Genomic DNA, 16244 nt, shown 5'->3' on the forward strand with positions numbered 1-16244 from the left:
CTATTATCCCTTTTTCGCTTCGGGGCGCACTTGCAGATGTAACTCCTGCAATTGCTTGTCGTCAACTGGAGAGGGAGCACCCAGCAACAGATCCATTGCACTTTGCGTTTTTGGAAACGCAATCACCTCACGAATACTGTCCTCATCGGCAAACAGCATCACCAGACGGTCCAGACCAAGCGCAATGCCACCGTGAGGCGGAGCACCATACTCAAATGCTTCCAGCATATGCCCAAATTGCTCTTTGATCTGCTCATCATTCATGCCCATCAAGGAAAAGACCTTGTGCTGAAGCGCGGCAATATTGATACGCACGCTCCCTCCGCCAATCTCGTATCCGTTGCAGATAATGTCGTACTGTTTGGCCCGTACTTTGAGCGGATCGGTATCGAGCAAGCGAATATCCTCCTCTTGCATGCCTGAGAAGGGGTTATGCTCGGCATCGTAGCGCTTCAGTTCTTCATCATAATGGAACAGCGGGAAATCTACCACCCAGCAGAGCGCCAGTTCATCGGGCGGGATCAGGCCAAGACGCTCGGCCAGCTTGACGCGCAAACGGAACAGCACATCATTGCAAACTTTGGCGCTATCGGCAACGAACAGCAATAAATCGCCTGGTTGCCCGGCGAGGCGCTGCACAATCGCCTGCACCTCATCAGCAGACATAAACTTTGTTAAGGGAGACTTGATTTCGCCATTCGTATGCAGGGCCAGCGATACCAATCCTTTCGCCCCCAGAGAACGCGCAAACTCTGTGATCTCCTCAATCTCTTTACGACTATATCCTCCAGCACCAGGAACGCGTATCCCTTTGACCATGCCCTGAGCCGCCAGAGCGCTTTTGAAGACGCCAAAATGCCCGGCAGCAGCCAGATCTGAGATCTCTACCAACGGCAGGTCAAAGCGTAGATCGGGATGATCGGTGCCATAGCGATCCATCACATCCTTATACGACAAGCGCGGGAAGGGCCGCTCTTTAATCCGCTTCTTTGTCGTTTTTTCGATCAAGAAGACGAGCAAGCCCTCAATGAGGGACATCACATCTTCCTCATCAACAAAGGCCATCTCCAGGTCTAGCTGCGTAAACTCCGGCTGACGGTCCGCACGCTGATCTTCGTCGCGGAAACAGCGTGCAATCTGGAAGTAGCGGTCTAGCCCGCCAACCATCAAGAGCTGTTTCAACTGCTGTGGGGACTGTGGCAACGCATAGAATTCGCCCTCATAGAGGCGACTGGGGACCAGATAATCGCGCGCACCCTCTGGCGTACTTTTCATCAGGATCGGCGTCTCAATCTCCAGAAAGTCGCGATCATCGAGATAGTCGCGCATGGCTTTCACAATACGATGGCGTAGCACCATATTATCGCGCAGTTTAGAGCGCCGCAAATCAAGATACCGATACTTGAGGCGGAGCGCTTCGTCAACCTGGATGCTCTCGTTGCTGATCGGAAATGGCGTGGTACGCGACGGATTCAACAGCTCTATCTGCTGGGCAATGACCTCAACAGCTCCAGTGCTCAAATGAGGATTCTCTGTTCCTGGTAAGCGACTATTGACCGTACCAACAACTTGAATAACATACTCCGAGCGCAACTCAACAGCTATTCTGTGTGCGTCGGGAGAACGTTCAGGATCGCAAATGACCTGTGTGATGCCATAGCGATCTCGTACATCTAGAAAGATAAGGCCGCCATGATCGCGACGACGATTGACCCAACCGGCCAGCTGCACCTGCTGCCCAACATTATCGAGAGTAAGTTCGCCACAAGTGACCGAACGATAATGCACCGCAAAACCCACGTTTACAAACTCCTTACTGTCTCACGAAGAAATGATAGTATACTCGAAGTAGTACTATTTAAGTAGTCCTATCAGGCAACTTTTCATCTTATATCTTAGCGGCTATTGGCTGTCTCATCAAGCACCAGCACAGGTATTAGCATCTGAGGGTCGCGTATCGACCTGCGCCAGTTGGAACGCCCCGTTACTGTCAGCACCTTGCGTCAAAAGATAGAGCTGGGGAGCAGCCGGATCGATCACGAGGCTTTTCACTTTCGCGAGCAGCACAGGTGAGGCATACTGCTGAACCACGATCATCTTCGTCGAAGAGGCCGTCCCGCCCTTTGTCGGCGTGGAAGTGGGAGTTGCTGGCTGATTAGCTGCATCATCCATTTTCAGATCAAGGACGCGATCATACTGATCATCCATGATATAGAGATGCGCCACATTGTCCACCAGCGCCGCCGTCAGTTGGGTCGCTCTGGGAATTGACAATACCGACAGGGATGAAGTCGTCTGCTCGGTGGGTACAGGAACCGGAGTGGTTGTCTGGAACGTCTGCGGGTTGGCGGCAAGGGCCGGAGCGAGCGGCGGTTGCGGCTGAAGCACCACGCTCACAGGCGTCAGATTACCTTCTGCAAACTGCTGGCTCTGGACATTGCCATTGGCAAGCAAGAAAAATAATTGTGTATTCTTTAACGCCGCGATACTGACCAGGGCCGCCGAGACGGAAATCTTGGCCTGGCGCGGGGTCAGCGCTTTAAATTTATCGCCATTGAGCGTGTAGTTCAGGATCACCGCCGAGGTCGAGGCTTCTTGCGGAGTCAACACGACATAGACCTCCGGGCCGGACGTTGTGATCAGTGAAGGCGTTCCTCCATCTTTGGTCAGAGCAGCATCAATGCTTATGTTGTCGCTGGCCTGCCCCTTGCCATTGGGAAGGTAGATATAGAGAGCATATCCCGCCGGGTCTTTGCCCTGAGCAGGCAAAGAGGCGAGCACCAGCAAGCGAGTATCGTTACTGGTAATCATAAGAGGTTGTGCATTGCCCGGTAACGTGATTTTATTTGCCAGGGTCATCTGATCGTTGAGTTGATACAGATTATGGTCTTCTCCAAGTACATAGAAGGCATCTTTATTGCCGTTGCGAACCGCCGCCAGACTGCTTGCATGCGTGTTTGTAGTCCCCTCATTGAGCGTACTTACCTGGGTCGTCGTGGTACAGGGCAATGGTAAAATATGAGATTGTTGATCGTAGCTGAGAATCGCCTGTTTGGTTACATTGGTCAAATTTCCCTGTAAAGTTGAGGCCTGAGTTCGCTGTGTATCAGACAGACTGTTCCCCTGCTCCTGCACCTTCGCTAAACGGCCCTGCGCCTGGTTTAACTTCTGCAAAGCATCGCCAGGATTGGTATTCATCTCACCTTTTGCCTGATTGATCAGCGTACTCGTCTGCGTCAGGGAAGCGTCTATATTTTGAGCCTGAGACCCGCGTATCCAGTAATATGCAGCTCCACCAAGAGAGATAACAAGAATAACAAATATTGCGAGTGTGGGGTAGAGCAAACGATTACGCCTGGAAGACAGACGCGAGACAGCAGCTTGCGGAGCCGTATCGATCTCGGGCGAAGAAGGAAGTGGGCCGCTAGCCATACGCAAAGGCCCGCTAAGCAAACGGGTATCGCCGGGTCTGGCTGGCAAAGCACCTAACGGAGCGCCACGAAATTGACCAATCACAGCAGTATCTTCGTCAACTTCGCGTCCACCAACGCCAACAGGACGAGGCATACTAGAAGACGGAGGCTCCCAACCAACTTCCTGGACCCGCACCACCACAGCTGTAATATTATCAGAGCCTCCGTTCTCGTTGGCGCGCTCCACCAGATGATAGACGCTCTCCTGTGGGAGGTACTGATCGACAATTTGCCCCAGCTCTTCATCAGGCACCAGACCTGAGAGGCCATCAGAGCAAAGAACCATCGAATCGCCCTCTTCCAGACGTTCGGAGAAGACATCGATTTCGACATCTGGCTGAGTTCCTAGACAGCGCGTAATGACATTACGCTGTGCATGTGAGCGAGCCTGCTCACGAGTCAATAGACCGGCTCGTACCTGCTCCTCAACCCAGGAATGATCTTGCGAGACCTGTTTGATCACACCACGACGAACCAGATAAGAACGACTATCGCCAACATTCGCGATATATGCCATCCCACCACGAAAAACAGCAGCGACACAGGTTGTTCCCATACCGCTACGCATCATATTTTCTGCCGCTCGTTGATGTATTAACGCATTGGCACGTTTAATCGCATGCAGCAGTGAGACAGCAGCATCATCGCTATCATCTTGATAGTACACTTTGCTTACTGTGTCCACAGCAATTTCACTGGCAACTTCTCCCGCAGCATGCCCGCCCATGCCATCAGCCACAATGAAGAGCGCACCCTTCCGCGCCATTACCTGTGGATCTTTTGGAATGACGTAGGCCATATTATCTTCATTATGGGGACGCTTGCGGCCAACATCTGTTAGCTGTGCAACATCGAGCCGAAGTTGTTTGGACAACGTGCTTCTCTCCCGTATTTCAGTAGCTCTCAATTTGTGCATCCTGCACACTAGGCAGTTGCTGAAACTCTAGGCTATAATACACCGATGCAGAGAAAAACGCAACGTGCCTCCTATTTCGCTAGTCGCGGTCTTCTTTCTCGCTTACTACCTGTACCGCTAACTGCACCTGAGTATACTCTTTCGGCGCAATCCATGCAAGACGTTGAGCTAGCGGTACTAGCACGGTCAGATTACGAGGCTTGTATTATATATGGTTTCTTTAGATCATGAAAGACTTCTTCACCATATTGACGAGTATAATCACTCCAGCCTTGAAGGATGGAAGCAATTCCACGCTCTTTTTAACCAGGCTCGACAATTAGAAACCCCTTCAGCTATCTATCACCAATTATTCCCACTACTGAAACGTCATGGCTTTCACACAACACTGCTCAGCCATGACCCTGCATGGATCTTTAGCAAACTGGACACAGGTGCCGCCCACACCATCCTGCTCTACAACCGCTATGCAACCGGCTCTCTCAATATCTGGGATGCGTGCGCTATCGCCAGCCAGATACTGACTGTTGAACTCTACCGTAAGTGGACAGGCAATATACCGGTCAATATCAAATGGCTCCTCAACCTGTCAGATACAACGAGCGCTTCCCCTCCAGCTTCTCTGCCTTCTCTTCTAGAAGAAGGTCGTCAATCCCTGCAAGCAGATGGTTGCCTCTGCGACGAAATACGTACATCTGAAGAAAACATGTTATTCTCGATTGCAGAGGATACGCCATTGCTCTTTTCAGGGTGCAAAGGGCTACTCAATATCGAGCTGGCCTCGCACGTCACAGCAACCCCCATCTCCTCTCACTATGGATCAATTGTACCTGATGCTGCATGGCGTCTCCTCTGGGCTTTGAACAGTTTGAAGAATGGACGTGAAGAGATCATGATCGATGGCTTCTATGATGCAATCACTCCCATTGAAGATGATGCAGCGTTGTACAGCTTGCCTGATACAGCATCCGCATTAGTCGAGCAATGGGGATTACCTGACCTGCTGCTAGGAGTGCGTGGACTACAAATGCACTATGCTCACCTATTGACGCCATCCTGCACAATCAAATTTATCACGGGGGGCAACGAGACATCAGCACAAATCCCTTCACAGGCCAAAGCGCTGGTTGATTTCTCTCTGGTGCCTGGACAGGAACCAGATGATATTTTTGCCAGGCTACAGCATCACCTGCAAGAACATGGCTTCTCCGATATTCAAGTGCAGCAGCGCTCCAGCTGCCCACCAGCATATACACCGCGCTCACATCCATTTGTCCAACTGGTCTCCAGTGCCATAACTCAAGCCTGGAAACATGCTCCACTCATGCTTCCCATCACGCCATCAAGCCATCCACTCGCTCCTTTGCAGCAGCAGGCGAACATACCCATTCTCACCATTTCAACAGGTATTCCCCGAACCTCACCCTCACAATGGAATCATCCCACCGTAACAGCGCTTCTAAAACACAAACTGAGGCAGACAGCCCTCATCCTCCATCAGCTCGGGAATATGATATAGGAAAATCATCTTTAAAAATGTAAGAACTGACTTTTCCATCGTTCACCTCTATAGTATGGATAAACAAAACAGCCCATATAGGCAATTCGGGCCATCTGTTCTGAGATCTTGCTCTCAGAAGAGTAGACTAGAAAAGATGTTTGCTAATGAGACTACCTGACATATAAGAGGAAGAAAAGTACGAATTTGTTACCTCATGAACTCCAGAGACGTTATATTGCCATAGGAGAACGCGGTCAATATGCACATAGGTATTAACGCTCAATTGTTATCCCTGGGGCAAAATTATAGAAATGGTGGCGTCAGCCGTTATATCCGTTATTTGCTGACAGAGCTGGCAAAAGCCCCTGGGGAACATACATATACAGTATATGTGAATGGGCCAGATGTTATTGAGCATCTAGGAGTCCAGCATCCTCAAATTACCTATATTTCCGCTCCCTGGTCCGAGACGCGTCCCATTGAGCGAGTGCTGTGGGAACAAGGCACCTTACCTTCACTTTTACAGAAACAGCGAATCGATGTGCTACACTCGCCAGTCAATGTGCTTCCCGTGCGGATACCACGTCGTTGTGCGACAGTTGTGACGTTACATGATCTGGCGTTTCTGCGTTATCCAGAAGTTCTTACTAGAGCCAAAAGCATCTACCATCACCTTTTCACCATTCGCAGCCTTCGCCGCGCAACAAAAATCATCACGGTATCAGAAAGCACAAAACAGGATGCTCATGATCTGGTACATATTCCGCTCGACAGGCTGCATACCGTCTATCCTTGTATCGACCAGCGCTTCTCAAACGTTTCTGAAGTAGCAAAGGTACAGGAGTTCCGTCAAAAACATGGATTGACGGATGGCTACATCCTCTATCTAAGCACGCTGGAGCCACGCAAAAACATTCCAACGCTTATCAATGCCTATCATAAATTACGCCAAGATTATGGGGTCCGTGAAAAGCTGGTGCTGGCAGGAAGTAAAGGCTGGCTCTACGAGTCCATCTTTGCCAGAGTACACGAACTGGGGCTGGAAGCCGAGGTTATATTTCCGGGCTACGTCCCCGATAGTGAGCAAGTAGAATGGTATCAAGCGGCGTCAGTTTTTGCCTACCCTTCGCTCTATGAAGGTTTTGGGATGCCAGTAGCTGAAGCCCTGGCCTGTGGTATACCTGTTGTCACCTCTAATGTATCCAGCTTGCCAGAAGCCGGTGCGCAGGTTGCCTTATGCGTCGATCCACAAAGCGTCGAGGCTGTCAGCCAGGCTCTCTACCGGGCATTGACCGATACAGAGTTAAAAGAACGAAGTCGTATTCAGGCGTCGTCTGTAGCTCAAACATTCTCTGCACAACGTATGGCCCAACAAACCATAGAGGTGTACGAGCAAGCGGCAAATACCCTACAAAAACGTATGCAACGTGTAGCGTTTGTTTCCTAAGAGTTGAAGAATAGTGGCTTGAGTCGTGAATAGCAGTAAATTATCACAGACATCAATTACAGATAGAATGAACAGGACCGAAATGATAGGGGGAACGGGACCAATCGCGAAGGCGATCTCGCGACGGCGCTCACATCGTCATCAATGGCGCATCTTCGAGTGCATTGCCATGATCATTTTAGATGCGTGGCTCATCAGCACAGCATTTCAATGGGCCTATTATTTTCGTATCTATCTCGATTCTCAACCCAACCTGTTCATCAAAACGCTCAATATCATTCGTTCCAACCTGCTTGAAAATGATCCACGCGTCACGGGATCGTCGTTGGGGCCGATCAATAGTCAGCCGTTTTTGTACCTGCATGTTGGCGTCATTGTTGGCCTGCTCGTGATCTTTGCTCTGCGTGGACTCTATAAAGTTCGCCTTACAGGAAGCTGGTTCCGGCAGGCGTGGAATATTATCAGTTCTTGTACGATTGGCATGGGCTTTCTCATTGCTTACTATTTCGCATTTCAGCCCCAGGCCAATTCGCGTTTGATCGTGCTGCTTGTCTGGGCGGCTGCAATTGTTCTGCTCTGTGGCGCTCGCCTGATCGTTTCAGGAGCAATGGGGCTGCTCTACCGGGTCGGTCTGGGAGAAACCCGTCTACTGGTCGTTGGCTCTGGACGCCTGGGGAAAATGGTGATGCAACATATTGCTGCGAACCCCAATCTTGGCTATTCGATCATCGGCTTTCTACACGATATGAACGAGGCTCCAAGCGACTTTGGCCGCTTTAAAATGCTGGGTACGCTGGAAGATATCGGACCGGTTATCCGCTCAATGCAGGTGGATGAGGTCATCATTGCTCTGCCCTCGAATATGCATCAGTATGCTATTCGCAGCGTCAAAATGTGCGAACGTCTGGGTACCTCCTTCAAGCTGATTCCTGATCTCTACGAGCTGAGCCTCTCACGCATCGATATGGAAACAATGGAGGGTATTCCATTAATCGGTATCAAGCAGGTCTCGCTCAACACGCTGCAACGAGTCATTACTCGACTGGTAGATATTGCCTTATCTATCTTAGGGCTGGTGGTTGGCTCACCGCTCTGGTTGTTTATCGCCATTGCCATCCGTGTAACCTCAGCAGGGCCAATCGTATACAGGCAAACGCGAGTTGGCTTGAACGGTCAGCACTTTATCACTTACAAATTCCGCTCGATGTATCAGGATGCTGACAAACGACTAGTACAGCTCAGAAGCAAAAACGAGGTGTCAGGTCCACTTTTCAAGATGAAGGATGATCCACGCCGCACGCCTATCGGGACGTTTTTACGTGAGACAAGCCTGGATGAAATTCCTCAGCTCTTCAATGTGTTAAAAGGGGAAATGAGTCTGGTTGGTCCACGTCCACCTTTGCCCAGCGAGGTCGCCCAGTATGAAGAATGGCAGAAAGGCCGCCTGGCTATCAAACCAGGCCTGACCGGATTGTGGCAGGTGCGAGGCCGCAGCGATCTGAGCTTTGACGAAGGCGTCCTTATGGATCTCTATTATATCGAAAACTGGTCCTTACGTCTCTATTTCCAGATTCTTTTGCGTACCATTCCGGCAGTGTTATTCAGGCGAGGAGCGTATTAATCGGTATGAAGGTTGCTATAGTTCACGATTATCTCAATCAAATGGGTGGTGCAGAGCGGGTAGTAATGGCCTTTCATGACATCTTTCCCGAGGCACCTATCTATACCTCTATTTATGACCCGGAGCGCGTCGATCCAGCATTCCGCACAATGGATATTCGTACGTCGTTTATGCAAAAGCTCCCCCTGGTCACAAAACATCATCAACCCTATTTACCGCTCTATCCAGTTGCAATGGAGTCGCTCGACCTGCGCGGTTACGATCTCGTGCTAAGCAGTTCCAGCGCCTTCGGCAAGGGCGTCATCACCAAACCAGGCACGCTCCATATCTGCTACTGTCATACTCCCATGCGCTGGTGCTGGAACTACGAGGAATATGTTGAGCGAGAACAATTAGGCAAGGTGGCGAGACGCGTCTTGCCATTCCTCATCACGGGATTGCGCGTCTGGGATCAAACCAGCGCAATGCGCGTCGATGACTTTATCGCCAATTCTCCGGTGATCGCCGAGCGCATCAAGAAATATTATCGGCGCGAGGCCGTTGTGATCCCACCACCGGTGGAGGCCAGTCGCTTCCCGGCTACCCCAGCCACCGAAATAGAAGATTATTTCCTGGCGCTCGGTCGCTTCATTCCCTACAAACGCTTTGATCTGGCCATCGAAGCCTGCAATCGCCTCCAGTTGCCTTTAGTTGTCATTGGCAAAGGGCGCGATGAAGAACGGCTCAAGCGCATGGCGGGACCAACTATCCGCTTTCTCGGTCGGCTCTCAGACGAAGAAGTCATCCACTACTACAGACATTGTCGCGCGTTTCTTTTCCCCGGCGATGAAGATTTTGGCATCACGCCACTAGAAGCCCAGGCAGCCGGACGCCCCGTTGTCGCGTATGGCGCGGGAGGAGCACTGGCCTCTGTGGTTGATGGCGTCACTGGCCTCTTTTTCCGTGAGCAAACGGTAGATAGTCTGGTAGAAGTTCTTGCGACCTTCAACGAACGCAACTTTGATTCTGATGCGATCCGTAACCACGCACTTGAATTCGACACTCCACGTTTCCAACGACGTATTATGCAATTCATTGAAGCCCGAATGAACGCCGAGCAAACAAAAGAGACTTCGACTCCTATGAATGGCTTGTTATACTAAAAACAACACGCCTACAGAAAGGGGTTATCTATCGTGGAGCTACGCGCTTATTGGGTCATCATGAAGAGGCGTTTCTGGGTCATTTTTCCCATAATACTGATCGTTGCCTTTTATGCTGCATATCAATATTATCACATCTATAAAACGCCGGGTATGCTAAAAGAGTATCAATCTGCTATCACTATACGTGTTGGATTGCAGGCTGACTCTCGCAACAGCGACAAGAATTATGCAGATTACCTCTCCGTTTCAGAAACGTTGGCAGATACCATCGTAAGCGCTCCCATCATCAATTCACAGGCATTTGCAACTGAAGTCTCACAACAGATTCGGTCTGATATGGACCAGATTACCCAACGCTATGGATCGCAGGCGGACCTCGGCAACTGGCAAGACCCGGCTGCCATCAGCGCCGCTATCAGCACATCACGCGTCCATAGCCTTGTCACGGTCTCAGTCAACTGGAATACTCCTGCGGGAGCCTGGGCGATTGCCCATGCAATTGGAGAGGTCAGCGCGGCACATCTCGGCACCTATCTTAACGATGATATTCGTACAACTCCCACATCGGTTTCAGCCAATCCTGTTTATCCGATGGTCTCTGCCCGGATCATAGGCTTCCCATCAGCTCCCGTCCTCGTAGCAGGGCCAGCTGCAAACAAGCCCGGCCTGTTATTAGCGCTTTTGCTCGTTGCCTGTACCATAGCGATAGCCCTGGCGTTTTTCGTGGAATATCTTGATGATCGTATTCGCAGCAAGGAAGAGGTTGAGCAACTGCTGCAACTGCCCTGCTTAGGAGAGATCCCACCAGCCCCCACTCCCGGTAAGAATACCTCGCATTCTGTACCGGCACCTTAAACCTACAACTCATTTGGGGGAAACAGGTTGACAGGCATTGGTGAAGTTATTATAGTACAAGCAGTCCTGGCAAGAGGTAAGGCCATCTAACGGACCGCCCCAACCTCTTTCGCTATGAGAGAGGAGTAGAGGAGCTTTTCGTGGGTATACAGGATAAAGAACAGGTGACGCTGCTCACCGACTATGTTGCTGATTCAGCTTATAGCAAAGCATACTATGCTTTATCTGCAAATATTCGCTTTAACTGGGAGAACACACGAACAAAACAGCATACCGTTCTGCTGACTGCCCCAGCATATTGTCCAGAACAAGCAACTATTGTTGCAAATGTTGCAATTGCAACTGCACTCAACGGAACGCCAACGATATTGTTTGATAGCGACCTACGAACCTCCAATCTCCATCATCGCTTCGGAGCGAAAAATGCTCCCGGTCTTAGTAACTGGCTCACAGAGCAAGCAGTACACAAAGAAAACATCTCCCAATTTCTGAGCAAAACGTTTGTTCCCGATCTGCGCCTGGTAAGCATAGGTACATCTTCTCTGCAATCTCACGAGATAAGCCGCTTGCTTTCAATGAAGTTGCAAGGTATACTTGCTAGCCTACGCCAGTTTTTAGTAGAGGCAGAGCAGAGGACCAGTATAATTATTTGCAACAGCACACCCGTTCTGGAAGGTGTTGATGCCCCGCTCATCAGTTCTCTCGTTGAGCAAACGTTTTTGCTTATCAGTGCTGGCCAGACCACACGTACGCAAGCGAAGAAAGCCCAGGAGCAACTACAACTCGCACATGCAAAGCTCGCCGGCATTGTTATGCTGGATGGGTAGCACGATGCGGAGGATACCAGTTCGATAAACACATTTGGACATATTGTGACCTTTGAGGAGGACAGAAATGCAAGAACAACCCGGTCCAGGCGGTGAATCTTGGGAAAGACCATCAGGAACGCAACCAATCGCCTCACTTAATGGAACAAGCAAGCACCGTGCTATTCCGCAACGTCCTCCTGGTATGCCACGCGTTAGCCAGCCACCAAATGTGCCACGCGTTAATCCACCACCAGCCACGCCGCGTGTAGCACGCCCCAAACGCGAGGAAGTCGAGCCAAAAAGCCTGCGCAAACGCCTTCTCTGGATTGGTAGCCTTTTTCTTATTTGTGCTATCCTGGCCTGTGCAGGAGGCTTCTTCGCTACCAATCTGGTTAACAGCATGAATGCCAGTAGCGGGGCAGCAACTACGGCGACAAATTTTCTTACTGCCCTTTCTAAGCAAGATTACGCCCAGGCATACAAAGATCTCGGCGCGGCAATCACCCTACAAATGTCACAGGATGATTTTACGAAACACGCGCTGAGCGATGATCGGTGCTCTGGTCAGATCACCGATTTCAGCGAGGTCGCAGATAGTGCCCAACATCAGGATACCAGCCAGTCATATGCCTTCTCGATCAAGAGGAGCAAACTATCCAAACCATATCAGATTCGTCTGACCTTGCAACAGGATACGGAGGGGAATACCTGGAAAGTCGTTGATTACGGCAAAAATCTCGGACCCAGTCAGCAATCATCCTCCTGTAAATAGCAGCCTCATATAAAAAGTGAAACGCAGGAAGAGCTGCGTTTCACTTTTTACTATACTATAAGAAAGCAACACAGAAGCTCTCCCCTGCGTATTATCTAAAGACACTAGATAAAATAAACAACCAAAAAGTATAGAATTGTTCTCATGTTATAGAATCAGGATAACACGCATGAACTGGCTATCCAGCACTCGCTTATGGATGTTGGGCAAGCTGAGCTACATTATGGCCTCATTCATCCCGTTACAGATTCTTCAGCAAGCCCTGGCAAACTTTGGCTATCCAGCTGTCTTGCTCTTCGTCATGATCGAAAGCACGGGCATCCCATTTCCCGGTGAAACCATGCTGCTCTTAGCCTCTTTTTATGCCTCAGTGGACCACCACTTAAATATCGTTCTTGTCATCGCCTGCGCTGCACTGGGAGCTATTCTGGGTGACAATTTTGGTTACTATATAGGACAAGCTGGGGGACGCCCCTTCGTAGAGCGTTTTGGCCGCTACTTCTTCGTCAAGCCACGCCACCTGAATTATGCAGAGCGTTTCTTTGTACGACATGGAGGGAAAACCGTCTTCTTCGGCCGCTTCGTCGCTATTCTACGTATCTGGGCCGCCTTTCTTGCCGGCATGCACCATATGCACTGGCGCTCATTTGTGGTGTATAATGCTGCTGGAGGTATTCTCTGGGCAACGCTTTATGGCACGCTCGGGTATATCGCCGGTCGCGTCTTTCATGACAATTTTGCAGAGATAGAACATCTGGCACAAACGCTTGGTTGGGTCACAGGAAGCATTATCATTGCGGTTGTAGTTATAGCCTTTCTGATTGTTCGCTGGCGTCTAAAACGCCGTTTCGATAAGCACCTGATCCGTTCTGAGCAGGATCAAGACCCGGCATCATAAACATGCCAGCGTTCGATCCTATCAGTGGCAAAACATGCTGTCGGCAAGAAGCCGTGGAACGAGTACTATAGATGAGAAAATTTTTGCCTTACATCTGCGTATTTCTACTCATTCTCACAGGCATACTCATCTACAACTACCAGACGCACACTGCATTGCTAGCGACCTCGTTTCCCGTAAAGCCTACTCCCTGGCAACCGCTTCACCTACGCATTCCCAGCCTACAGATTGATACTCCTGTACTCAACGTAGGAACCACTACAAACGGGCAGATGGATGCCCCAACCTCGCAAGCTGTCAATTCCCCATACTGGAGCAGCGTTTTCTGGTATGCGCCCGGCACAGCGCCCGGACAGAACGGCAATGCGGTTATCGCCGGGCATGTAGATCGCGTGGGTGGCGATCCGGCCATCTTCTGGTCCCTGCATACGATGAAACCCCACGATCTGGTTATTGTACAGACGCAAGGCAAAGGAGCGTTAAAATTCGCGGTAGATCGCGTCGTCAAGTACCCTGCCAATGCCCCCGGAAAAGCCATTCTAAACGCTGTTTTTGGCCCCACTAGTGGGCATCATCTAAATCTGATTACCTGTAGTGGGGTCTGGACCGGACAGGGCTATGATGAACGCCTGGTTGTCTTCACGACGCAAGTAAACTCATGAAAAGGCATTAAGTCCGGTGAGCGCCTGCCCGATGATAAGCGTATGGATGTCATCAGTTCCCTCATAGGTGAAAACCGACTCCAGATTATTCATATGACGGCTGGCAGGATATTCGAGCGTAATACCATTTGCCCCAAGAATCGTCCGAGCTTCACGGGCCGTCTCCAGCGCCTCACGCACATTATTTCTCTTCGCAACAGATATCTGGACTGGATGGAGCAACCCTTCGTCCTTCAAGCGTCCAAGCTGCAACGCCAGCAATTGTGACTTGACCAGTTCTGTTGCCATTAACGCGAGCTTCCGCTGTACCAGCTGGAAACTGCCAATCGGGCGTTGAAATTGCACGCGTGTCTTTGCATATTCCAGAGCAGTCTCAAAGCACGCCCGCGCTGCGCCAGTTGTTCCCCACGCAATGCCATAACGCGCCTCATCCAGACAGGAAAGCGGGCCTCGCATACTACGTACGTTCGGCAACATATTCTCTACTGGAACGCGACAATCATCAAAATGTAGTTCAGAAGTAACAGAGGCACGCAGCGATAATTTGCGATGAATATCGCTGGTGGTAAAGCCCGGCGTCCCACGCTCCACTAGAAATCCGCGAATACCATCCTCAGCGCGCGCCCACACAACTGCCACGTCCGCAATGCTACCATTGGTAATCCACATCTTTGTCCCATTCAGTACATAATCATTGCCATCGCGCCGTGCTGACGTACGCATATGAGCGGCATCGCTGCCAAAGTCAGGCTCCGTCAGGCCAAAGCAGCCAATCACCTCCCCACGCGCCATTGGAGGAAGCCAACGCTGTTTCTGTTCGTCCGATCCAAAGGCAAAGATAGGAAACATCGCCAGCGATCCCTGGACAGAAATAAACGAGCGGAGGCCGCTATCACCGGCTTCTAATTCCTGACAGGCCAATCCGTAGCAGACGGCGCTCAATCCGGCGCATCCATAGCCATCAAGATGCATACCAAGCAGGCCAAGCTCCGCAAGCTCGGGAATAAGCTGGCGCGGAAATGTTCCTTGCTCGAAGTGCTGATCAATAATCGGCAATACGCGTTCTTGCACAAATTTGCGAACGGTATCACGCACCATGCGCTCCTCTTCACTGAGAAGGTGATCTATTTGGTAGAGGTCGGTGGCTGGCGGAACTTGTGTCTGATGTTCGGCTATTTTATGTACCATAAGAATCTCATCCTCTTTCTGATGAACTCGATCCAGGGCGCGCTCTCCCTTGAGCGCAAACACAACCCTCTCGCTATTATATCGCATAGATCGAGACTAATCGTATGCGCTTGTAACATCTCGCACTCTCACGCGTATACTTTGTACAGATAGTCCAGGTTAGCAAAGAAAAAGGGACAAGATGTCAAAGCAATATCCCGCCTACCATGCCAATTATTACCAACCGCCACAATACTACAGATACCCCTACCGCAAACCTCGCTCGAAATCTCGCGTGTTTGGAGCGATTATTCTACTTATCTTGGGCTGTTTTATCCTGCTCCTGACACTTGGTATGTGTATGTTTACCTGGCTTCTTTCGCGTCCTCCCACCCCTACATCATCTCCTGACAAACCCTTTGTCCTGCCAGCGGGCCCCTATAGCGTCGTGGGAGATCCTTCGATTGAGGTCAACTTTATCAATCAGGTGTTGGAACGATATGACTCACCAGCACAGGGGAAAGGTCAAAGTCTCTACAATTATGGGGTCAAATATCATATCGACCCTGCCTACGCGCTAGCTTTCTTTATGCATGAAAGCACCTTCGGTACAAAGGGAGTGGCAAAGAAAACGCTGTCGCTGGGCAATATCAGGGCCAAAGAGGGAGAGCCGGAATACCAGGGCTATCGTAAATATCGCAGTTGGGAAGAGGGCTTTGAAGCCTGGTATCGCTTGATTGCTAATACCTATGTGCAAAAATGGAAGCTTTCTACTGTTGACAGGATCGTCCCCGTCTACGCTCCTGCTGAGGATCACAACGACGAACAAGCCTATATCTTATCGGTGAAACGAGCAGTCGCCAAATGGCAACAGGGTATTGTTGAGGTGTAGCCTTATCTTTCTCGTCAAGGTATGGACGAGCAGCATCGAGATAAGGTATACTACCAGGAAAGCGACAGGTACTCCGGTGGAAAACC

General features: G+C 50.4%; 13 protein-coding genes. 10 read left to right on the plus strand and 3 right to left on the minus strand.

Annotated elements, in window-relative coordinates; genetic code table 11:
* Positions 1-3: 3 nt before the first annotated feature.
* Both aspS and K3T83_RS08940 read right to left on the minus strand, forming a co-directional pair.
* Positions 4-1800: an aspartate--tRNA ligase gene (gene aspS / locus K3T83_RS08935; RefSeq protein ID WP_308441667.1), complete on the minus strand. Its 1797-nt coding sequence runs from the start codon at positions 1798-1800 to the stop codon at positions 4-6.
* Between the two features lie 117 nt (positions 1801-1917).
* A complete protein-coding gene (locus K3T83_RS08940; protein ID WP_220202621.1) occupies positions 1918-4347 on the minus strand; it encodes a Stp1/IreP family PP2C-type Ser/Thr phosphatase in 2430 nt (809 codons plus the stop codon).
* A 253-nt stretch (positions 4348-4600) separates the two neighbouring features.
* Between K3T83_RS08940 and K3T83_RS08945 the strand changes: the two genes are divergently transcribed.
* The 9 genes from K3T83_RS08945 to K3T83_RS08985 all read left to right on the plus strand — a co-directional run bounded on the left by K3T83_RS08945 (position 4601) and on the right by K3T83_RS08985 (position 14099).
* Entirely contained in the window at positions 4601-5908 is a 1308-nt protein-coding gene (locus K3T83_RS08945; RefSeq protein WP_220202622.1) for a peptidase dimerization domain-containing protein, read from the plus strand.
* 241 nt (positions 5909-6149) lie between these two features.
* Positions 6150-7337, plus strand: a complete 1188-nt coding sequence (locus K3T83_RS08950; protein WP_220202623.1) for a glycosyltransferase family 4 protein — start codon at positions 6150-6152, stop codon at positions 7335-7337.
* Positions 7338-7419: 82 nt separating this feature from the next.
* Positions 7420-8958, plus strand: a complete 1539-nt coding sequence (locus tag K3T83_RS08955; RefSeq protein WP_220202624.1) for a sugar transferase — start codon at positions 7420-7422, stop codon at positions 8956-8958.
* A 5-nt stretch (positions 8959-8963) separates the two neighbouring features.
* The gene (locus K3T83_RS08960) at positions 8964-10100 is read left to right on the plus strand and encodes a glycosyltransferase (RefSeq protein WP_220202625.1); all 1137 of its coding nucleotides are present in this window, start codon (positions 8964-8966) and stop codon (positions 10098-10100) included.
* Between the two features lie 33 nt (positions 10101-10133).
* Positions 10134-10958 (plus strand): YveK family protein, encoded by an 825-nt coding sequence (locus K3T83_RS08965; protein ID WP_220202626.1) that lies wholly within the window; start codon positions 10134-10136, stop codon positions 10956-10958.
* Positions 10959-11098: 140 nt separating this feature from the next.
* Positions 11099-11785: a CpsD/CapB family tyrosine-protein kinase gene (locus tag K3T83_RS08970; protein ID WP_220202627.1), complete on the plus strand. Its 687-nt coding sequence runs from the start codon at positions 11099-11101 to the stop codon at positions 11783-11785.
* A gap of 67 nt (positions 11786-11852) precedes the next feature.
* Positions 11853-12539 (plus strand): hypothetical protein, encoded by a 687-nt coding sequence (locus K3T83_RS08975; RefSeq protein WP_220202628.1) that lies wholly within the window; start codon positions 11853-11855, stop codon positions 12537-12539.
* A gap of 169 nt (positions 12540-12708) precedes the next feature.
* Positions 12709-13437, plus strand: coding sequence for a DedA family protein (locus tag K3T83_RS08980; RefSeq protein ID WP_220202629.1), 729 nt, complete (start codon positions 12709-12711; stop codon positions 13435-13437).
* Positions 13438-13508: 71 nt separating this feature from the next.
* On the plus strand, positions 13509-14099 hold the full coding sequence (locus K3T83_RS08985; protein ID WP_220202630.1) for a class F sortase: 591 nt from the start codon (positions 13509-13511) through the stop codon (positions 14097-14099).
* Here the strand turns inward: K3T83_RS08985 and K3T83_RS08990 are convergent.
* Complete coding sequence (locus K3T83_RS08990) at positions 14094-15287, minus strand: acyl-CoA dehydrogenase family protein (protein WP_220202631.1); 1194 nt, start codon at positions 15285-15287, stop codon at positions 14094-14096. The genes K3T83_RS08985 and K3T83_RS08990 overlap by 6 nt on opposite strands.
* A gap of 181 nt (positions 15288-15468) precedes the next feature.
* Here K3T83_RS08990 and K3T83_RS08995 point away from each other — a divergent pair, with 181 nt between their 5' ends.
* Positions 15469-16158 carry a glucosaminidase domain-containing protein gene (locus K3T83_RS08995; protein ID WP_220202632.1) on the plus strand — a complete coding sequence of 230 codons (690 nt, stop codon included), beginning with the start codon at positions 15469-15471 and terminating at the stop codon, positions 16156-16158.
* Positions 16159-16244: the final 86 nt, after the last annotated feature.

This window comes from Reticulibacter mediterranei, from assembly GCF_016587455.1.

Bases quoted from the DNA above. Each gene is read 5' to 3' on its own strand.
- K3T83_RS08945 (WP_220202622.1), top strand. From the start codon at position 4,601: ATGGTTTCTTTAGATCATGAAAGACTTCTTCACCATATTGACGAGTAT.
- K3T83_RS08950 (WP_220202623.1), top strand. From the start codon at position 6,150: ATGCACATAGGTATTAACGCTCAATTGTTATCCCTGGGGCAAAATTAT.
- K3T83_RS08955 (WP_220202624.1), top strand. From the start codon at position 7,420: ATGATAGGGGGAACGGGACCAATCGCGAAGGCGATCTCGCGACGGCGC.
- K3T83_RS08960 (WP_220202625.1), top strand. From the start codon at position 8,964: ATGAAGGTTGCTATAGTTCACGATTATCTCAATCAAATGGGTGGTGCA.
- K3T83_RS08975 (WP_220202628.1), top strand. From the start codon at position 11,853: ATGCAAGAACAACCCGGTCCAGGCGGTGAATCTTGGGAAAGACCATCA.
- K3T83_RS08980 (WP_220202629.1), top strand. From the start codon at position 12,709: ATGAACTGGCTATCCAGCACTCGCTTATGGATGTTGGGCAAGCTGAGC.
- K3T83_RS08985 (WP_220202630.1), top strand. From the start codon at position 13,509: ATGAGAAAATTTTTGCCTTACATCTGCGTATTTCTACTCATTCTCACA.
- K3T83_RS08990 (WP_220202631.1), bottom strand. From the start codon at position 15,287: ATGGTACATAAAATAGCCGAACATCAGACACAAGTTCCGCCAGCCACC.
- K3T83_RS08995 (WP_220202632.1), top strand. From the start codon at position 15,469: ATGTCAAAGCAATATCCCGCCTACCATGCCAATTATTACCAACCGCCA.